17 protein-coding genes and 4 pseudogenes are annotated in these 20932 nt (G+C 41.5%); 4 read left to right on the top strand and 17 right to left on the bottom strand.

The genetic code is table 11. The features are described from left to right. Positions 1–187: 187 nt before the first annotated feature. The 9 genes and pseudogenes from NSU05_RS09290 to NSU05_RS09250 all read right to left on the bottom strand — a co-directional run. Positions 188–658, bottom strand: coding sequence for a hypothetical protein (locus NSU05_RS09290; RefSeq protein ID WP_038429014.1), 471 nt, complete (start codon positions 656–658; stop codon positions 188–190). Between the two features lie 129 nt (positions 659–787). Then, positions 788–952 carry a hypothetical protein gene (locus NSU05_RS09285; RefSeq protein ID WP_003231681.1) on the bottom strand — a complete coding sequence of 55 codons (165 nt, stop codon included), beginning with the start codon at positions 950–952 and terminating at the stop codon, positions 788–790. 268 nt (positions 953–1220) lie between these two features. Then, positions 1221–1859, bottom strand: coding sequence for a DUF3885 domain-containing protein (locus tag NSU05_RS09280; RefSeq protein WP_038429013.1), 639 nt, complete (start codon positions 1857–1859; stop codon positions 1221–1223). Beyond that, positions 1856–2086 (bottom strand): helix-turn-helix transcriptional regulator, encoded by a 231-nt coding sequence (locus NSU05_RS09275; protein WP_339204661.1) that lies wholly within the window; start codon positions 2084–2086, stop codon positions 1856–1858. The genes NSU05_RS09280 and NSU05_RS09275 overlap by 4 nt, the downstream gene beginning before the upstream one ends. Positions 2087–2161: 75 nt before the next feature. Next, complete coding sequence (locus NSU05_RS09270) at positions 2162–2326, bottom strand: hypothetical protein (protein ID WP_017697686.1); 165 nt, start codon at positions 2324–2326, stop codon at positions 2162–2164. Positions 2327–2663: 337 nt separating this feature from the next. After that, positions 2664–3044, bottom strand: a complete 381-nt coding sequence (locus NSU05_RS09265) for a UPF0715 family protein (RefSeq protein ID WP_029726895.1) — start codon at positions 3042–3044, stop codon at positions 2664–2666. Between the two features lie 77 nt (positions 3045–3121). After that, positions 3122–4024, bottom strand: a complete 903-nt coding sequence (locus NSU05_RS09260) for a CPBP family intramembrane glutamic endopeptidase (RefSeq protein WP_038429011.1) — start codon at positions 4022–4024, stop codon at positions 3122–3124. Positions 4025–4102: 78 nt separating this feature from the next. Next, on the bottom strand, positions 4103–4639 hold the full coding sequence (locus NSU05_RS09255) for a GNAT family protein (protein WP_038429010.1): 537 nt from the start codon (positions 4637–4639) through the stop codon (positions 4103–4105). A gap of 327 nt (positions 4640–4966) precedes the next feature. Continuing rightward, positions 4967–5083, bottom strand: a pseudogene (locus NSU05_RS09250) (YolD-like family protein); the annotation flags it as partial. Positions 5084–5629: 546 nt separating this feature from the next. Here NSU05_RS09250 and NSU05_RS09245 point away from each other — a divergent pair. Genes NSU05_RS09245 through NSU05_RS09230 form a run of 4 tightly spaced genes read left to right on the top strand, consistent with a single transcriptional unit; the run spans position 5630 to position 9471 of the window. Next, complete coding sequence (locus NSU05_RS09245) at positions 5630–7006, top strand: glycosyltransferase (RefSeq protein WP_052124613.1); 1377 nt, start codon at positions 5630–5632, stop codon at positions 7004–7006. Then, positions 7003–8109 (top strand): glycosyltransferase, encoded by a 1107-nt coding sequence (locus NSU05_RS09240; protein WP_038429008.1) that lies wholly within the window; start codon positions 7003–7005, stop codon positions 8107–8109. Before NSU05_RS09245 ends, NSU05_RS09240 begins: the two co-directional genes overlap by 4 nt. Beyond that, positions 8096–8803, top strand: a complete 708-nt coding sequence (locus tag NSU05_RS09235; RefSeq protein ID WP_029726888.1) for a class I SAM-dependent methyltransferase — start codon at positions 8096–8098, stop codon at positions 8801–8803. The genes NSU05_RS09240 and NSU05_RS09235 overlap by 14 nt, the downstream gene beginning before the upstream one ends. After that, entirely contained in the window at positions 8800–9471 is a 672-nt protein-coding gene (locus NSU05_RS09230; protein ID WP_038429007.1) for a glycosyltransferase family protein, read from the top strand. Before NSU05_RS09235 ends, NSU05_RS09230 begins: the two co-directional genes overlap by 4 nt. 103 nt (positions 9472–9574) lie before the next feature. Here the strand turns inward: NSU05_RS09230 and NSU05_RS09225 are convergent, their stop codons facing one another. The 8 genes and pseudogenes from NSU05_RS09225 to hflX form a co-directional block, all read right to left on the bottom strand. Next, positions 9575–13948, bottom strand: a complete 4374-nt coding sequence (locus NSU05_RS09225; protein WP_339204657.1) for an NTTRR-F1 domain — start codon at positions 13946–13948, stop codon at positions 9575–9577. A 711-nt stretch (positions 13949–14659) separates the two neighbouring features. Then, a pseudogene (locus NSU05_RS09220) lies at positions 14660–14963 on the bottom strand (T7SS effector LXG polymorphic toxin); the annotation flags it as partial. A gap of 440 nt (positions 14964–15403) precedes the next feature. Continuing rightward, positions 15404–15490, bottom strand: a pseudogene (locus NSU05_RS09215) (hypothetical protein); the annotation flags it as partial. Positions 15491–15719: 229 nt separating this feature from the next. Then, positions 15720–16018, bottom strand: a pseudogene (locus NSU05_RS09210) (hypothetical protein). A 327-nt stretch (positions 16019–16345) separates the two neighbouring features. After that, on the bottom strand, positions 16346–17680 hold the full coding sequence (gene glnA / locus NSU05_RS09205) for a type I glutamate--ammonia ligase (protein WP_003231737.1): 1335 nt from the start codon (positions 17678–17680) through the stop codon (positions 16346–16348). Positions 17681–17738: 58 nt separating this feature from the next. After that, entirely contained in the window at positions 17739–18146 is a 408-nt protein-coding gene (glnR, locus tag NSU05_RS09200; protein WP_038429005.1) for a transcriptional repressor GlnR, read from the bottom strand. Between the two features lie 109 nt (positions 18147–18255). Continuing rightward, the gene (locus tag NSU05_RS09195; RefSeq protein ID WP_029317829.1) at positions 18256–19521 is read right to left on the bottom strand and encodes an aminotransferase class I/II-fold pyridoxal phosphate-dependent enzyme; all 1266 of its coding nucleotides are present in this window, start codon (positions 19519–19521) and stop codon (positions 18256–18258) included. A 17-nt stretch (positions 19522–19538) separates the two neighbouring features. Further along, the gene (hflX, locus tag NSU05_RS09190; protein ID WP_029317828.1) at positions 19539–20801 is read right to left on the bottom strand and encodes a GTPase HflX; all 1263 of its coding nucleotides are present in this window, start codon (positions 20799–20801) and stop codon (positions 19539–19541) included. Positions 20802–20932: the final 131 nt, after the last annotated feature.

Genomic DNA, 20932 nt, shown 5'->3' with positions numbered 1-20932 from the left:
TATTTGGGAACGGTATTCTTTTTCCAAACATCTCTCAGCTGTTAAATCACTTAACACATCTCCATCTATGTCTCTACGTATTTTAATATTAAGGTATTGTACTTTGATCAAATGTCTCTTCACTACTGCCACATTGGTATAAACTTATATTTGTTATTAAAATTGAAACAAAAGAGAATAATAGAAATTAATTCTGTATCAGCTTATTTAATATGTTAATTTTCTTTTGGTCTTTATTATTCTTCTTTGTTCTTCTATAGCTATCTAATAAAGACCTATTATAAACCTTGAGGTAATCATCAATAGTTAGCAAATAATATTTTGCCCCGTCATCTTCAAATATCTCTAAATTATTATAGTCTACATCTGCAAATGGTTTTAAATCCTCAATGTAAGCAATGCCTATTTTTGTATTAGTTTTCTTAAATTCATGCTCATGTAAATCAACCATTTTGTATCCATGCAGTTCCATCACTTTTTTTAGTTTTTCCCACTTTTCCTCTAAAAAAATTAAAGGAATAAGGAGATCAATATCTTCTGGAGAAAAGTCTAACCCAGTTACCTTTTCAAGATCTAAAGAGCCATATAATAATGGAATGATGTCTAGCTCTTTATTAAAAACTTTAGCTATATTGATAAATTCATTATACAATTTCATTTTCCATCCCCGATATTTGGTAATTAATTATTTAAGATTCAACTGCCTCTTGAATTTTCATAAGTCCTTCAATACTAATACCTCAAAGGGTTATTTTTTCAATAATCCTGAAAGTCATCTGTACAATATCTAAAAAGCCTTAAATACTGAATTAAAGAAAAACATCAATATGATAATGGCTAGCACAACAACAATTTCAAAAGTATGTGAACTGCCATCTTCTTTTTCTCGTTCTTTCTTCTCCCTCATTTGCTCCCTATACTTTCTTTGTATTTCATCCTTTTTTTTATCCATCTTACTCGACCCCTTTCATCATAAAGTAAAGTCAAGCAATTCTGAAATTTCCCATCCCTTTCTGTTGACACTTAATTTAATCCAATCCTCATCATCAGCATATGGTTTTTTGAAATGGACAACTAATTGAATCATTCATTTCTCAGCCCGACCTTTAGAATCCTTCCCTAATTACGTAAAACCATTTTAGCTGTTGTCCCATGGCTTGTCGAACTGAACTAGAGCCATATAAAACTTAGATTTTTTCAGTTTCTATTAAAAAAGAGTATTACATGCACTTATACTCTTCTACCCAGTCGTGATATTTTTCATAAAGTGGACGTATTCGTTTGAAATCAAGAGCTATGACTTCACATCCACGATCATCATAGATAAAGAAAATAATGTCTTTTGTAATGTTCACAAAGAAAACATCAGGGTAATCAATAGAGTAACCTCCGAATTTCGGTTTTAATGGAAAATCCTCGTTACTGGCTGCTTTAAGTAATTCAGTTACACGTAAGTCTCGAGGTTTGCATAACAAGGAAAATTGTTGCATCTCGTATTCTTCAGCTTTATTGATTTCGAAAGGGTAGGGATATGTCTTCACCAGAATTTGATTCAAATGATTTTTACACTTTAGAAACGGTTGATAGACCTTTAATTTTCTTATACATTTCTCTTTCTTGTGCTTATACATATTCGTCACGAGGAATATGTCATCGTTTTGTTCAAATAATTCATTAAAAAGGATTGTTATTTGCTCATATACAACTTGGAACCTCTTAAGATTCAATTCTTCATTTTCTTTGAGTTGATAGATATTTTTCCCAAGACAAAAATGGATTCCTATGCCCCATTGATTATAGATGCTAGGAATGAATTCGAGGTTTTGAAACCTTTCCTCCATATACTCCATTATCTTCATTTAGACATTCGCACTTTAGGAATATGATCTTTTTGGAATATCAACAACTCATGCAGTTCGATGTTTTGATAGGGACAGACTTTATCAAACAGCTCTCTCGGATACCGCTCCATTTCGTCATTATATAGCTTTCTGACAGTTGGATACTCATGAGCAATATCTCTGGAAAGTTTCCGGATACTGATCTTTCTTTGGTCTATAATCGTTTTTAACTTTGATTTAATCATATTCTCACCTTTTAGTTATTTTTGATCACTTAAAATGATCATTAAGTTTATAATGGATCTTTGACCTCGCTGAATTTAATAATCCCGCTCTTCATGTTCAAATCCATAAATACCTTTTATCCACACATCGCCGCAGCCTGAACTTTTTGTTATTTCCAACTGATCACCTTCTACTCGATCTGCTGCACTGTAGTCCAAATAACTTCCTGGAATTCTTTCTCGCTCCTTGAAAATATCCATCAGTTAGAGCTATTCTGCTAAGTTTCATATTTAGAGTACAGTCTTTATTATTGTGTATTGTGAATTTATAACCAAGTGCGGTCAAAATTCCGGTCGAAATTATCTGCCATGAAGACAATTGTTGATTCCTCGCTCAAAACAAAGTCTACATTTGTTTAATCCACCGTTAGCTTTGCTTCAGCATTCGGAAGAGTAAAACTTGAGACTAAGCCTAAGCAAACCAAAGTTAAACGATTAACCCTTTTCATCCCTCTCTCCCTTACCCATTTATGGAATAATTCGGTAAATAAAAGGGTTTTTTGACCGTGCATAAGGAAAAGGATTGTGATGATTTAAGCTACGCTGCTACCCTCCCAATGTTTTGCAGAAAAACCGAGTCCCAGATCCAAAATATTACAGCAAATGAGACACTAAACAAGTATATTTCATATCCCATCAGAAAGTTTAAGGTGTTTTTTGGATCAGTAATGAAAGCGAAGAATAACCATACTAAGAAGGAAAAGAATATGTATATGAGTAAATATTTCGCGTTAAACCTTTTTGGATTGCGATTTAAGAAATATTGAACAGGTGCAGCAAAGATTAAATAAAAGATAAAGAGAAGAACACTTATTAGGAAGTATGGTATGTAGCCGTCATAACCAATGCCAAAAACATAAACAACAGCAGCTGATAACGCGGACAAGACATGAACAAATATGATCCTTAAAACTTGCATGTTTATAACCTCTTTCTTAATGAATGCTTCTTCAACAATGTCTAGATCCTCCTTAAAACTACTGTTCTACTTAGAAATTAAACATCTTGGTCGCATTTCTCATTCTTCCGCCATTGAATAGTATTTCGGCGAGTTATCGCAACAGGTATTAAGAGTAGAGTACCGACAATAAGCAACATAAAAAAGATCACAAACAGCGCACCTGTTCCCGGAACAATTTCTTCATAGGTAATAAAGCGCTCCTCCCCCTGCAGGACGAAGAACCGAGAATTTTCAAGAAAGGCTAGATGAAAAGCGATAGACGTCCATAAGCTTCCTGTTACAATACGCAGGAGTTGAAGGATGAATCCAAAACCCAACAATAAAACAATGTAATCTAATGTGATAGCAGATGATTCAATTCCAACTATATATTGCAAGCCACTTACAGTTATTGGTGCAAGCACAAACAGGATCGGCTGTAGGAGTAAGGCCATAAAACAGTTCCAACGCTTATTTAGAGCATAGTACACCGTCCCCCGAAAAGTTAATTCCTCTGGAAAAGCTTCATAAAAGAAAGCGATAATCATATTTAAGAGCAATGCTGTCACTAAATGGACAGAGAAGTGAAATTGTGTAACTTTGATCCAGCCTAATAAATGGGCGATAGCGAAACCAGACCCGGATAGTACAATCACATATATTGCTCCTATTATGGCTTTCGGAATGGCTTGCCGCCACCCAGACAGTCCTATAGAATAAAAGGGTCTACTAGACATCCGTTTAAGAAGAATGTAGAGCAACGGGACAGTTATTAATGTGACTAAACCTGCTTGGATGCCTTGCTTCAAAAGCTTGGAAGCTCCTGCTTGGCTAGCCATTGAACCGACTAAAGTAGCAAAAAACAAAGCAAATACGAATGTTCCCCAACTGAGCAAGACAGTTCCTAACCATTTATGATGATTGTCTTGTTTTCCGCTTTTGGTGAGATGAATTTGCATTTGGATACCCCTCTCACATCATTCATATTAAGCACTATAAGCCCTACTATCACTATACGTTCTATAGCTGTTATGGTTTCAAATTCCTGCATTCCCCCTCTTACAATTCCACTCTTCCTCTAAAATAGCGTAATAATATTCATCCCACCATTCATTGCCTTTCGGAATACATTTTTTAAAAAATCCTTCTCTTCTCATTCCGATCTTCTCCATAACTCGGTATGAAGGAATATTCTCAGGTTGACACGTAGCTATAATCCTATGTAAGTTCATTTCTTTAAATCCATATTCCAAGATAGCTTGGGCTGCCTCAGAAGCATACCCTTTATTTTGATAATTGGGATTAAACACCCACCCAATTTCGTATGTATGTTCACCAAAATACTTATAAAAAACAATATGGCCTATAAGAAAGTCTTCATCTATTAGTATGACAGGGAATTTTTCAGCGTTATCACCTTTGTTTTTATTTACAAATGCCTTTGCATCTTCTTCAGTAAAAACCCCTTCAGGTATATACTTCATTACATTACTATCAGATGTATACTCATATACAGCCTGCCAATCTGTGAATTCAAATTCACGTATCAATAACCTTTTTGTTGTGATATGCATTAAAGTAACTCCCCTCTAATATACTTAGTCTTTATTTCAATATGAAGACAACAATAACCTCTTTAAAACTATCCTTATTCAACAATATTGCCTCTTACTAGAACAACTCAAGGATTTCTGACTGTGAACAAGCAATGGAATATGATTCTCAAAAATAATTCCCTTACCCTTCTCTTAATTTAACAGGAGGCTTTTTTGTTTTTTAAGATAACATTAATCTTCCTTATTCATTTAAATATGATAAAATATCACATATTTAATATAGGAGGGCTTGTGTTGGAGCAAATGATCTCTTCTTCTAAAGTTTGTGGATTTACGGCGCATCTCAAATAGTCTCGATAGCAATTCTTTGTTAAATTCAAGTGCCTCATAGACTAGAAGATCCATCTCTTCAATATGTTGCTCATCTAAGGACGTTTTTTCAATTTCTGATACTTCAATCAAATCTTATTTAAACTACGTTAAATGTTCTGGAAACACCATTGATGTCCATTTCATTAAATTATCATTGTTTATATTTACACGATGATTCTTTCTAAAGTAGTACTCAACTAGTTTGAGTTACAAAAAACATTCTATAAATCATAATTGATCCCTTTAAAGTCACGAAACCTATATAAAAATTTCTATCTGACCGATATTTCGTCCTTCTCCCCTGCTATAAACGTATTAAATAAAATAATGCCCTCATCGGTATTCTCCTTTAAATATATAACTCCTAATTCACCATTTAATACAGAAAGAATTAAATATAACTTTCATACAAACTGGTTAAGGCAACTTATCATCCCTATTTCCCTGAATTCCCCAACCTTGTTGATCCCCTTAAGGGAAAACTAAATGTAAAACAAATTCATCGACTTTTTCTTTAAAAAACCATTCACATTTTTACGTTTAAGCAGCATTCTCCTTTTTACAGGAAAGAATCATTCCGTCTGAACATTACGATATACATATAGTATCCGAATGATATGGCGAAGGGCGGAGGTTATAGTGAAAACGAGTATTATTGTTCTGACTTATAATCAATTAGCTTTAACAAAACAATGCTTGGAGAGCATATGGAAGCATACGAATAATGACTGTATAGAAGTAATTGTTATAGATAACGGCTCTCATGACGGTACACGTGACTACCTCAAACAGATAACTTCAATTAAGGCGATTTTTAATAAGACGAACGAAGGCTTCGCAAAAGCCTGTAATCAGGGTCTTGAAGTTGCCTCAGGGGACAATATTCTTTTTTTAAACAATGATACTGTTGTAACAAATCAATGGCTGGAGCCAATGATCAAGCTGCTTTATCAGGATGATAAAATCGGCATGGTCGGGCCTGTAAGCAATTATGTCAGCGGTCCGCAGCAAGTTCCCGTTAACTATACAAACGTTGAAGAAATTGAAGATTTTTCTCGTCTTTACTGTTTGCAGCAGCGAGGCAGGTCAAAAGCTGTATTGAGACTGGTCGGATTTTGCCTGCTTGTCAAAAAGAAGGTGTTGGATCAAGTTGGCGGTTTTGATGAACGTTTTGTAGGCGGTTCATTTGAAGATGATGATTTAAGCCTCCGCGTACTGCAAGCGGGGTATCAGCTAAAAATCGCTCTTGATTCGTTTGTCCACCATCACGGTCATGCCACGTTTACAGGCAATCCAGATTTAAGCATCAGTCAATCATATGAAGAAAACCGGCAACGCTTCATCGATAAATGGAAGGTGGATGTAACAACATTCTTTGACTCCCAGCCCCAGCTGACAGCACTTGTGCCAGCGGAAGCCGACTCTATCTTACATATCGGTTGCGGCACGGGAGCTGCGGGGACAGAACTTTTGAACCGGCAATCCTGTTTATTGTATGGGATTGAAAAGGATGAGTTATTACAGACCATTGCAAGCCCCTATTACGAACAAGTCATTTCGGCAGATGTGGAAACATGCGACCTCCCTTACCCTGAGTCCTTTTTCGATGTAATTTTGATCGGTGACCTTTTAAACTGCTCAAAAAATCCCAGACATACAATTGAGACTCTTGCCGTTTATCTAAAGCCTTCTGGCTCGCTGATTTGCAGCATCCCAAATACTGCCTATGCAGATACATTTTTCTCTTTATTATGTGGTGCATCGACGTACACACATTTCATCACACCTCGCAACGTAAATACCCTATTTCCTGAATATCTTTATGACATAAAATCCATCACCTCCCATTCCTCCGATACTGGATCAAACATACAGCTCTTTTTACAAGAACTTCAATTCCTTGCCGGGCAATTTGGTTTGTCTTTGGATCACTTGTCAAAACATGCCCATATTGATTACATGTTTGTCCATGCCATAAAGAAAAAACAGAATAAAACGGAGGTGGCGATGTGATTTCAATCAGTTTATGCATGATTGTAAAAAATGAAGAGGCTGTTATTGGCCGATGCTTAGATTCTGTGCAGGAGATAGCTGATGAGATCAATATTGTGGATACCGGGTCAGTTGACAAGACGAAAGACATTGCTGCTCGCTATACAGACCGAATCTTTGATTTTAAATGGATTGACGATTTTGCGGCAGCCCGAAATTTTTCGTTTCAGCAGGCGACATCCGACTATATCTTATGGCTTGACGCCGACGACGTGTTTACCAAGAAAGATCAAGAGCTGTTATTGGATTTAAAAAGAACGCTTGACCCGGATATAGACGCGGTCTCAATGAAATACCATTTGGCTTTTGATGAAGAAAATAACGTCACATCCAGCTTAAGGAGATACCGGCTCGTAAAACGAGAAAAGAGCTTTAAATGGATCGGCGCGGTTCATGAATACCTAGAAGTATATGGGAAACTCCACCACAGTGATGCAGCGGTTTCTCACCTGCCACTTAGTCATGACGCAGATCGCAACCTCCGAATTTATGAAAAAATGGCCTCGTCAGGAAAGGATTTTTCTCCAAGAGATTTATTTTACTATGCGAACGAGTTGTGTGATCACGGAAAAATGGAGCAAGCGATTATGTACTATTTACGTTTTTTACAAACGAAGCAGGGATGGGTCGAGGATAATATCAGAGCGTGCAATAAATTAGCAGACTGCTACCATTCACTGGGGCTGAAGGAAAAAGAATTAAGCTGGGTGCTCCACACGCTCGTCTATGGACCGCCTAGAGCAGAAACCTGCTGCAGGCTGGGATACTCTTTTTTAGAAAAAAACGATTTTCAGAGTGCGGTCTATTGGTATGAAAAAGCAATAGAAAACAAAGGAGCAGAAAACCTGGCTTTTCAAAACCGCGCCTGCGCGACCTGGCTTCCCCACCTGCAATTAGCCGTCTGCTACGATAAACTCGGCCAGCATCAGCTTGCCTATCAGCATAATGAATCGGCATTGCAATACCGTCCCCATGATTCAAGAATGCTAGCCAACAAAAAATATTTTGAAGATATTCTAAAGATGCAGACCGGCTCCGGGGGTGAACATCATGGAAATCAATAAAAATTCACTTGCTGATTCTATGAAAGAGTATGAGCTAAAAGATAAAGAGTATTACAAAGGCATCAACTGGCAGCTATTTGATCTGATAGAACCGCATGCGAAAACCATTCTTGAAGTCGGATGTGCTGAAGGCTTGTTTGGCGCAGCTGTGAAGGAAAAAACGAATTGCTCCTATTATGGGATCGAGTCTTATCCACCAGCTGCCGAAAAAGCAACACATTATATTGACGAAGTAATAACGGGAGACATTGAAACACTGAAGCTGCCTTTTCAAAAAAACACATTTGATCACATTATCTTCGGTGATGTTCTGGAGCACTTAATAGACCCGTGGGCAGTTTTAGGTAACATCAAGCCTTATGTAAAAGAAACAGGGAGTATCTTGGCAAGCATCCCGAATATCGGACATATCTCGATTTTCGAAAGTCTGCTGTCCGGCAAATGGACGTATATACAGGCAGGGCTGCTCGATAAAACACACTTCCGTTTTTTCACCTTGGAGGAAATGAAAAAGATGTTTCATGAAACAGGCTACAAGATCATCCAAATCGAGCCTATTGTTTTTACGACTCATTATTATGAAAAAATGATCAGCAAACTTGCTTATGTCAGATCATGCATGGGAATTCACCATGCAGATCTTGAGGAGGAGGCCAGAGCCTATCAATATGTCATAAAGGCAGAGAAAAGATGAATCAGCATACAAACGAAAATTCAATTAGCTTTATTACATGTGTGAATGACGATACCCTTTATGATCTCTGTCTAAGACATCTTCAGTCTCTTTCTGTACCGCCGCATATGAAGGTAGAATTAATCAATATCCGAGACGCAGACAGTATGGCGTCCGGCTACCAGGCGGCAATGGAGGACTCTGACTCAAAATATAAAGTGTATTTACATCAGGACACATTTATCATCAATCGTTCCTTTATTTATGATATTCTCCATGTCTTTCAGCAGAATGATCAGCTTGGCATGATAGGCGTTATAGGAGCTGAAGAAGTGCCGCAAAGCGGGATTTGGTGGGAGGCTTCTAAAAAAGCCGGAAAAGTCATTGAATACCGCAGCACGTACAACTATTTATTATTTGATGAAATTGATGAAACTGTGAAAGCAGTTCAAGCATTAGACGGTTTATTACTGGCGACTCAGTACGATGTTCCATGGCGAAAAGATATTTTTAACGGATGGCATTTATATGATACTTCTCAATGTTTTGAGTTCAGAAAAAAAGGATATATAGTGGGCATCCCTCATCAGAAAGAGCCTTGGGTCTTACATGCATGCGGCAACGAGTTTGATACAGACCAGTATTCTTATTACCTTAAAAAATTTTTGGAGGGATATTCCGAGACATGATAAGGTTTCAATACCACGACAAAGAAACCTACTGTTTAAAAGTAGGTTTCTTGTTTCATATGCTTGAATTTTTTTAAAAAAGTGATTTTTTAATTCTCTATTATTAAGGGAACCTAATAGCATTTATATCTAGGTTTAGTGCGTTGCTGCCACTCACATTACTTACTGTTGTGAAGATTATCCTAATCTCATAAGAAGTCGTGCCTGTGACCGTGGTAGCATCTACATACGTTGTAGCAATTGGAAATCTTGACGTAATTGCAGCGCTGATATTTCTTTGGACGGAGCGTGTATCTACTAATACTCCGTTTCTATAAATTCTGGTTTGAAAAGTAAAGTTTGAGTTAGCTGTCGTTGTAACATCTACAGAAATGGCAAGGTCTAATTTTATTAATTGTCCTGCGACTGTTGGCACACTTAAAGTACCAATCGACGTTTCAGTACCGTTAATAGCAAGCGGAACGGGGCCTGCTATTTCACTGTAAAACAGCTGTGGATTTGCCCCGGTTGAACCGGTTGGTCCTGTTGGTCCTGTTGGTCCTGTTGCACCTGTTACTCCGGTTACTCCGGTTGATCCGGTTGGACCGGTTGCTCCGGTTGATCCTGTTGCACCAGTGGCTCCAGTTACTCCCGTTGCTCCCGTTGCACCAGTTGCTCCGGTTGATCCGGTTGATCCGGTTGATCCGGTTGGACCGGTTACTCCTGTTGCGCCAGTTTCTCCTGTTACTCCTGTAGCTCCGGTTGCACCTGTTACTCCAGTAGCTCCCGTTGATCCGGTTTCTCCTGTTACTCCTGTAGCTCCGGTTGCACCTGTTACTCCAGTTGCTCCTGTTTCTCCTGTTGCTCCAGTAGCTCCCGTTGATCCTGTTGATCCAGTGGCTCCTGTTGATCCAGTTAATCCGGTTACTCCAGTGGCTCCGGTTACTCCCGTTGATCCGGTTGGTCCGGTTGCTCCAGTTTCACCGGTTGGTCCGGTTGCTCCAGTTTCACCGGTTGGTCCTGTTGGACCTGTTGATCCTGTTACTCCTGTTGGACCGGTTGGTCCTGTATCTCCAGTTGCTCCTGTTGATCCTGTTGGACCGGTTACTCCTGTTGCGCCAGTTTCTCCAGTTGGACCGGTTACTCCTGTTGCGCCAGTTTCTCCTGTTACTCCGGTTACTCCTGTTGATCCGGTTGGACCGGTTACTCCGGTTACTCCTGTTGCGCCAGTTTCTCCTGTTGCACCAGTTTCTCCGGTTACTCCGGTTGCTCCGGTTTCTCCTGTTACTCCTGTAGCTCCGGTTGCACCTGTTACTCCAGTAGCTCCCGTTGATCCGGTTGCTCCGGTTACTCCCGTTGCACCAGTTGCTCCTGTTGATCCTGTTGATCCTGTTGGACCGGTTACTCCTGTTGCGCCAGTTTCTCCTGTTACACCAGTTGCTCCGGTTACTCCTGTTGCTCCGGTTGCACCTGTTACTCCAGTTGATCCGGTTTCTCCTGTTGCTCCAGTAGCTCCCGTTGATCCGGTTGCTCCAGTAGCTCCCGTTGATCCGGTTGCTCCAGGGGCTCCTGTTGATCCGGTTGGACCGGTTACTCCTGTTGATCCTGTTTCTCCAGTTGGACCGGTTACTCCTGTTGCGCCAGTTTCTCCTGTTACTCCGGTTACTCCTGTTGATCCGGTTGCACCTGTTACTCCCGTTGCTCCTGTTGATCCGGTTGATCCTGTTACTCCTGTGGCTCCTGTGGCTCCGGTTACTCCCGTTGCTCCGGTTTCTCCTGTTACTCCTGTAGCTCCGGTTGCACCTGTTACTCCAGTAGCTCCCGTTGATCCGGTTGCTCCAGGGGCTCCGGTTACTCCCGTTGATCCGGTTACTCCTGTTACTCCTGTTGATCCCGTTGATCCGGTTGCACCTGTTACTCCTGTTGCTCCTGTTACTCCTGTTGCTCCCGTTGATCCTGTTGATCCTGTTACTCCTGTTACTCCTGTTGCGCCTGTTGATCCTGTTGGACCGGTTACTCCTGTTGATCCTGTTTCTCCAGTTGGACCGGTTACTCCTGTTGCGCCAGTTTCTCCGGTTGCACCAGTTTCTCCGGTTACTCCGGTTGCTCCTGTTGCTCCTGTTGCTCCTGTTGTGCCAGTTGTGCCAGTGGCTCCGGTTACTCCCGTTGATCCTGTTGGTCCGGTTGATCCTGTTGGTCCGGTTGATCCTGTTGCACCAGTTGCTCCGGTTGATCCAGTTGCTCCGGTTGATCCGGTTGATCCGGTTGATCCGGTTGATCCGGTTGATCCTGTTTCTCCAGTTGGACCGGTTACTCCTGTTGCGCCAGTTTCTCCGGTTGCACCAGTTTCTCCGGTTGCACCTGTTGCTCCTGTTGCTCCTGTTGTGCCAGTTGTGCCAGTGGCTCCGGTTACTCCCGTTGATCCTGTTGGTCCGGTTGATCCTGTTACTCCGGTTGATCCTGTTGATCCTGTTACTCCTGTTGATCCCGTTGATCCGGTTGCACCTGTTACTCCCGTTGCTCCTGTTGGACCGGTTGGTCCTGTATCTCCAGTTGCACCTGTTACTCCAGTTTCTCCAGTTGATCCGGTTGATCCAGTTAATCCTGTTACTCCAGTGGCTCCGGTTACTCCCGTTGCACCAGTTGCTCCGGTTGCACCAGTGGCTCCAGTTACTCCCGTTGCACCAGTTGCTCCGGTTGATCCTGTTGATCCAGTTGATCCTGTTGATCCTGTTGTGCCAGTTGCTCCTGTATCTCCAGTTGCTCCTGTTGATCCTGTTGGACCGGTTACTCCTGTTGCGCCAGTTTCTCCAGTTGGACCGGTTACTCCTGTTGCGCCAGTTTCTCCTGTTACTCCGGTTACTCCTGTTGATCCTGTTGGACCGGTTACTCCGGTTACTCCTGTTGCGCCAGTTTCTCCAGTTGCACCAGTTTCTCCGGTTACTCCGGTTGCTCCGGTTTCTCCTGTTACTCCTGTAGCTCCGGTTGCACCTGTTACTCCAGTAGCTCCCGTTGATCCGGTTGCTCCGGTTACTCCCGTTGCACCAGTTGCTCCTGTTGATCCTGTTGATCCTGTTGGACCGGTTACTCCGGTTGCGCCAGTTTCTCCTGTTACACCAGTTGCTCCGGTTACTCCGGTTGCTCCGGTTGATCCTGTTACTCCAGTTGATCCGGTTTCTCCTGTTGCTCCAGTTGCCCCTGTTACTCCCGTTACTCCGGTTGCGCCAGTTGCTCCGGTTGATCCTGTTACTCCCGTTGCTCCCGTTGCACCAGTTGCCCCTGTTACTCCTGTGGCTCCTGTTGATCCTGTTGCTCCGGTTGGCCCAGTTACGCCAGTTTCTCCCGTTACTCCTGTTGGACCGGTTACTCCCGTTACTCCTGTTACTCCTGTTTCTCCCGTTACTCCGGTTGCGCCAGTTGCTCCGGTTGATCCTGTTACTCCCGTTGCTCCCGTTGCACCAGTTGCCCCTGTTACTCCTGTGGCTCCTGTTGATCCTGTTGCTCCGGTTGGCCCAGTTACGCCAGTTTCTCCCGTTACTCCTGTTGGACCGGTTACTCCCGTTACTCCTGTTACTCCTGTTTCTCCCGTTGCACCAGTTTCTCCTGTTGTTCCTGTGGCTCCTGTTGATCCGGTTGATCCAGTTTCTCCTGTTGGACCGGTTGGTCCTGTTTCTCCAGTTACTCCGGTTGGCCCAGTTGCTCCGGTTGCTCCGGTTGATCCTGTTGCACCAGTTACTCCAGTTTCTCCTGTTGATCCTGTTGATCCTGTTTCTCCGGTCGCGCCAGTGGCTCCAGTGGATCCTGTTGCACCTGTTGCTCCCGTTGCACCTGTTGCTCCTGTTGATCCCGTTGCACCTGTTGCTCCGGTTGCTCCTGTTGATCCCGTTGCACCTGTTGCTCCCGTTGCTCCCGTTGCACCTGTTGCTCCCGTTGCTCCCGTTGCACCTGTTGCTCCCGTTGCTCCCGTTGCTCCTGTTGCTCCCGTTGCTCCCGTTGCACCTGTTGCTCCCGTTGCTCCTGTTGGTCCAGTCGGTCCAATTCCCCCAGCAGACTCTATTAAAGAAACATCATCAATTAGAACAGACCCAAAAGTAGTTTTGCTTATTACCACTACTGCGTTTACTGCTTCAGCGGGGGTTTCAATTGTTCTATATATTTCATTCCATGTATTAAATGAGACATTTGGCAAATTTCCGGAAGCAATGATAATTTCCTGTCCGCCTTCAATCTCTTCGCCTTCACTGTTAACAAATAAAATTTGTATAGTTACTTGGGGACTTGAATTGTTTCCAATTCTCCCAAGCGAAACGATGAATATCAGAGATTGTCCAGAAACGACAGGCACGATCTGCCCTAAAAAAGCATACGGCTGGCTACTGATAAACTGTGTGGAATATCTTCCAGAATGGGCAAAAGTATTAATAACGGATGTATTTGCAGAAGCCCAGCCCGTCAGATTGCCTGTTTCAAAACCTCCATTTACAATCACATCATTCACTCAACTTCATTCCCTGCCTTTTTGAATAGTTCCAGCTATTATATGCAGGAAAAATGCCATCGGTCTTTCACTTCGCTAGCTGAAATAAAAAAAGATGAATGCCCCGAATCACTTTTTCTCCCAGACACTGTAAAGACCGGTACATGGAACCTGAAAAGAAGAAGCAGTAAATTAGCTTCTTAGACGGCCGAGAGAATGAAGTTTGGACTTGATTTAAAGACAGAAAAAGCTTTTCGGGAATTTGCAATGCGATTGAGGATTTCACATATCCTAGATTGAGAAGCGGACGCTAATGAAGAAGTTTTATCAGACTAAGAAAGAGCAACTCGAAGTCAAAAAAACGTTTTATAAAAGCTGCTGGCAAGGGTACCAACAGCTTAGCTACTATTATCACAAGATTGCTATTTTATTTATTTAATTAAAGTTGCGCCTAACAAATCTTTGCTTGTCCCATTTCTTATATATTGGTGACTAGGAGATATCATAGTTCTTTCCCCTATTAAACGGGACATTAAGGTTTTCTCTCTGGATTATCAAATGGATATAATTTTAAGTATAGACATAGTTATCACTAAACCTGAAAACAAATACTTAAACATTCATTTGGATTTTTAAATCTTTTGCAAGCGTTTTGGAGCCTAATAGCCCTTTTAAATATTTCAATTCCTTTGACCAATTCACTTTTTTATCCTCTTAAGATATTTATTCAATGATGTTATTCAGAATGTCTTTCATCGTTTTCTTTTGTTCAGACATAATGAATTTTGATTTTGTGTAATCGTTAGCCAGCTCATGTTTTAAAAAGGACTCTTCTATGTAAGCATCTTCACATCTTTGCACTTACAAGTTTTGCAGAAATGATGCTTAAGAAAGCAATTTCCATGTCAATCCGATCGATACATTGATCTGTAATGCCGGCATGATCAAGATCAAATGCTTTAATGTTGTCTGCACCCTTCCCGGAAAACTCGCTGTCACCCAAGTCAGCTAATTCTTAAAAGCTTTTCTTAGCTTCATCAGTTGATTGAAAGCGCTTTGCGGCTTTCTTTTTTATTTCTCGAATTGTTTGTCATTGAGTAAAAATATTAGCGCCTCTTCAATTTCTTTTTCTAAGTCATTATTATTTAAATCGAATAAAGTTCCACAACCCGTCCCTTTATATCCACCGTAGTAATACCACAAATCCATTGTGAAACAGTCTAATTCTTCATCATCACAGACTATTGCAGGTTGATAGTAATTAATTGCTATTTGTGAACGGTATTCTTTTTCAAAACATCTCTCAGCTGTAAAATCATTTAGCACATCTCCATCTATATCTCTACAAACTTTGATGCTGAGATTTGGTTTATCCTGAGCTTCAAAAACACCTGCATACTTATTCTGCAGCTTTTTCGATACTACTTCCCCCAGGCTCTCCAACTCAAATATCACTTGCTTTAATTCTTGATTTATATCCTTTTCTGGAATCTGTATATAACCCTCATCGAGTGGACTTTGATTTTTCTGTTTCTTGAGTAATTGACTTAAAGCTTTCCACACAGTATTGTCCTCCTATGATAGCTTCTTTAGACGTGCCTCTATGAAAATGGTCATTTGGTGATCAGCTTCACGAAATGTCTCAGCAAATGTTTCAATTCCGGTATCCTAGAAACATGGCGTTCGATAATCATGCCCACGGAAGCCCCAGCTGTGTGGACCAGTTGCAAGCATAAACATTCTGCGATTCATCACCGACCTTGTCAAAGGGATGTTAAATAAAAAAAGAACCTTAATTTTTCCATTGGCTTACTTTTGAAAATTTATAAATTATTATTATATTGAACAGTGTTGGTATGATGTATACAAGACCCGTTCCAAGTAGACCTATTACTGAACTAGCAATTAATAATATGCTGAAGACTGGTTTATTATTTGTCTGGATTGAAGCAAGCATGGTTATAATTCCCGCCAAAGCACCTAAAAACATAAATTCCCCAAAGTGTAAGAATCATCTATAACAGCAAACAGTTGAGCCAGTACAGAAAAAACCGCTCCTAATCCCCCGGAGAAGATAGTCAATTTTTTTATAGAAATCTCCTTTTTGAAAATTGATTTAGATTTCAACGTAATTATGGATTTATTTGGTGATTGTGTCAATGATAAACATCCACCTCACTCATCTTATTATTGCTGGTAGAAGTATTGAACAATGGAATTATCACAGAATTTGTCGAATTATTTATGCGTATTGCTTCCTTAAGCGTGGAATTATTTCCCTAATTGAAAATTTAGTACATAGAATTATTAGTGACATAGACTAAAAGTGACCCTGCTTTTTAGCAGTGCCGCTCCATAATTTATTACCTATTAACATAAAAAATCCCCTGACACCTTTAGTGCCAAGGGATTGAGAGATTAATACTGAGACATATACTGTTCGCGTTCCCAAGGATGTACTTGCGTGCGGAACATATCCCATTCGATTTCTTTTGCTTCGATGAAGTGTTCGAATAGGTGCTCGCCCAGCGCTTTTACCATGACTTCGTTTGATTTGAATTCTTCTAGCGCTTCCGCAAGTGTTGCTGGAAGGTCAACGATTCCGTTTTCCATGCGCTCTTCTTTGCTCATCACATAGATGTTGCGGTCGATTGGAGCCGGCGCTTCCAGTTTGTTTTTGATTCCGTCTAATCCTGCAGCAAGCAATACGCTAAGTGCAAGGTACGGGTTAGCAGCTGGGTCTACGCTGCGTACTTCAACACGTGTGCTGATGCCGCGGGAAGCCGGGATACGGATAAGCGGGCTTCTGTTTTGCGCGCTCCATGCTACATAGCAAGGTGCTTCATAGCCAGGAACAAGGCGTTTGTAAGAGTTTACTGTCGGGTTTGTTACTGCTGTAAAGCTTGTTGCGTGCTTCACGATACCTGCAATGAAGTGTTTCGCTGTTTCACTTAACTGAAGATCTGCGTTTTCGTCAAAGAATGCGTTAACACCATTTTTGAAGAGTGATAGATTGCAGTGCATACCTGAACCGTTCACACCGAACAATGGTTTTGGCATAAATGTCGCATGCAGACCGTGTTTGCGGGCAATTGTTTTGACAACTAGTTTAAATGTTTGGATGTCATCACAAGAGCGGACTGCTCCAGCATATTTAAAGTCGATTTCGTGCTGACCAGGTGCTACTTCGTGGTGAGACGCTTCGATTTCAAAGCCCATCTCTTCAAGCTCAAGTACGATATCGCGGCGGCAGTTTTCTCCTAAATCAGTTGGAGCTAAGTCGAAATATCCGCCTTTGTCGTTTAGTTCAAGCGTCGGCTCGCCTTTTTCGTCCAATTTGAATAAGAAGAATTCAGGCTCAGGCCCAAGGTTAAAATCACTGAAGCCGAGGTCTTCCATTTCTTTCAGAATCCGTTTTAAGTTGTTTCGCGGGTCACCTTCAAAAGGTGTGCCATCCGGATTATAAATATCACAGATGAAACGTGCTACTTTACCTTTTTCAGCTGTCCATGGGAAGATAACAAATGTATTTAGATCTGGATACAGGTACATGTCTGACTCTTCGATACGAACGAATCCCTCAATAGAAGAACCGTCAAACATGACTTTATTATCAAGCGCTTTTCCAAGCTGGCTTACAGGAATCTCAACATTCTTGATTGTTCCAAGAATGTCAGTAAATTGAAGGCGGATATACTTCACGTTTTCTTCTTTTACTAATTTTTCGATATCTTCTCTAGTGTACTTTGCCATTTGGTAAAATTCCTCCTCTTAAAAGGTAAATGTATATAGCAAAACAGTTGCTAACGGATTAATGAAAGAAGCGGGACATGTCGCCTTGACGGAATGTATTCCCTCTTTGAAAACGGCCGGCTTGCATGAGCTCGTTTTTCAGGAGCTGTCTCAGTTCGTCATCGGACAGATCATGTTTCATTGATTTTTTCGTCTTCTCGCTTTGTTTTTGCTCTGGCTCGGCTTCGGCTTTCGCCAGAATCTGTTTAATTCCTGCCATGTTTACACCTTGTTCTATCAGGTGCTTGATTTCTAACAGTTTATCTACATCATGAAATGAAAATAATCGTCTATTCCCTTCACTTCTGGCTGGAAATATCAGTCCATTTTCCTCATAATATCGAATTTGTCTTGCTGATAACTCAGTTAACTGCATGACAATTCCTATTGGAAATAAAGGCATTGAGCGGCGAATATTATCACTCATCTCAATTTCCTCCTTTTCTTAACTTAGTTTCATTATAGGTGATGTTATATTATGTGTCAATACGATGTAAGGATTCTTAACATCAAATCCAGAGAAATTTTTAAAAAATTTAAATTAATTGCTTTTCCATCAATGAATCCACTGCACTGCATATGGCATTCTTCACATGCGAATAGGTTAATCCTCCCTGAACATACGCTACATACGGCGGGCGGATAGGGCCATCAGCTGATAATTCGATGCTTGCTCCTTGAATAAACGTGCCTGCTGCCATAATGACATCATCTTCGTATCCCGGCATGTAGGCTGGATAAGGCGTCACATGAGCATTGATTGGCGATGCAAATTGAATAGCCTGGCAAAAAGCAATCATCTTTTCTCTGTCAGAAAACTCAACGGATTGTATCAAATCCGTTCTTTTCGCATCCCATTTCGGGTTTGAAGTGAAGCCCAGTTTTTCAAGGAATCTCGCTGTAAACACCGCTCCCTTTAAACTTTGAGACACAACGTGAGGCGCCAAAAAGAAGCCTTGGTACATTTCTTGGAGCGAGTAAAGAGATGCCCCCGCTTCTCTGCCGATGCCGGGTGACGTCATACGGTATGAGCAAGCTTCAATCCATTTCGCTTTTCCGACGAGGTAGCCGCCTGTTTTCGCAAGGCCGCCGCCGGGATTTTTAATGAGAGATCCCGCCATCAGATCGGCTCCGACATGGCAAGGCTCAAGCTCTTCCACAAATTCTCCGTAACAGTTGTCCACAAAGACGATCAGGTTTTCATTGATTTCTTTTACAAAACGGATCATTTCTTTTATTTCACTAATTAAGAAAGAAGGGCGATTCGCATATCCTTTTGAGCGCTGAATGCCGATTACTTTTGTCTTCGGATTGATCGCAGCGGCGACTGCATCATAGTCTATCTTTCCGTCTTTCGTCAGATCAACCGCATTATAGCCGATTTGAAAATCCTTTAACGAACCAGCGTTTTCTCCACCCCTGACGCCCACAATTTCCTCGAGTGTATCATACGGCTTGCCCGTGATATAAAGGAGCTCGTCCCCCGGTCTGAGGACACCAAACAAAGCAATCGAGATGGCATGTGTGCCTGAAATGATTTGCGGCCTTACAAGCCCCGCTTCTCCGCCAAACACATCCGCATATATGCTTTCAAGCGTGTCTCTTCCGATATCATCATAGCCGTATCCAGTAGACGGCGTGAAATGAGTGTCGCTTACTTTGTGTTTTCTATAGCTTTGAAGCACTCTCCACTCATTTCGCTCGCTGATTTCTTCTATTTGTTTATGAATGCCGGCAATGTCCGCTTCCACTTCCATTGCCGTTTTCTTCAATAATTCTCCGTGTGTTAATGTGTCAAACATGTCTTTATATTTCCTTCCTACATATACTTCTTTAATTCACCGATGATACTTTGCTCTTCTTGGACATAGCCGGATATGTCATACTGTTCATTTTCTTCATTAAAATAGAAGCGGTCTACCATCGTTTCCGATTTGATTCTGGAAAGGAGCTTCCCTTCACTTGCCGGCACATGTGCTTCAAAAGACGTTAACAGTTCTTGGCGCAAATAGCGCTGAATCGCTTCTTTAAAGGCTGCAGCGTCGTCCTCAAATTTCGCACTGACCATAATGTGATCCCTTCCGGCGGACGGTATAAAATCAGGCAGTTTTTGATCACGTTTATTGTAAGCCGTCAGCATCGGGATATCATCTGCTTCAAGCTCCTCGAGAAGCCCAAGCACTGTTTTTTCATGTCCCGCATAATCCTCATTTGAAGAATCAATTAAATGCAGGATCAAATCCGCTTCTTTTACTTCCTCAAGCGTTGAGCGGAATGCAGCAATCAATGTCGTCGGAAGATCCTGAATAAATCCTACTGTATCTGAAAGAAGAACACTGTAGCCGCTTGGCAGGACCATTTTTCTGGTCATTGGATCGAGCGTGGCAAACAGGAGGTCTTCTTCATAGCTGTCAGCACTCGTCAGGCGGTTGAACCATGTTGATTTCCCTGCGTTTGTATAGCCGACAAGCGCAATTTGAAGCACACCGTTTTTCTTTCTTCTTTCACGGTATCGGCTTCTATGGCGAATGACAGTGGAAAGCTGTGTGTTGATTTCATGAATGCGATTTCTGATATGGCGGCGGTCGGTTTCCAGTTTCGTTTCCCCGGGACCTCTTGCCCCAATTCCTCCGCCTTGCCGGGAAAGGTTGATCCCTTGTCCCGTCAGACGCGGCAGTGCATATTGCAGCTGAGCCAGCTCAATTTGAAGTTTGCCTTCTCTCGTTCTCGCCCGCTTTGCAAAAATATCTAATATCAATTGCGTGCGGTCAATCATCTTCACTTCAATTGCTGTTGCCAATGACTTCAGCTGACTTGGCGACAGTTCATCATTAAAGATGAGGAGATCAGCTTCAAGCTCTTCCACCAGTGCCTTCAGCTCTTCTACCTTCCCTTTTCCTATATATGTAGCGGCGTCAGCCCTGTTCCGTTTTTGTGTGACGCTGGTCAGTACTTTTCCGTCTGCTGTTTTCGTCAGAGATGCTAGCTCTTCCATAGAATTTTCAAAATGCTCATCCGTGATATGCGGCAGCTGACATCCGACTAAAATGGCTTTCTCCTGAATCGTTTCTTGTTCGTTCAAATGGATGTTCCTTTCTTTTGCATATTGGGCAGTAGTATTATCATACCAAACCCTGCATGTGTATACCACAAATCGATTGCTTTGAAAAGCGGAAATACGAGCAAAAAACAGACCTCTCAAAAACTGAGAGG

This window comes from Bacillus sp. EU52 (assembly GCF_037964975.1).
Taxonomy (GTDB): Bacteria; Bacillota; Bacilli; order Bacillales; family Bacillaceae; genus Bacillus; species Bacillus subtilis.
Note: the sequence above shows the minus strand (reverse complement) of the source record. Positions and strands in the feature narration are given on the sequence as shown.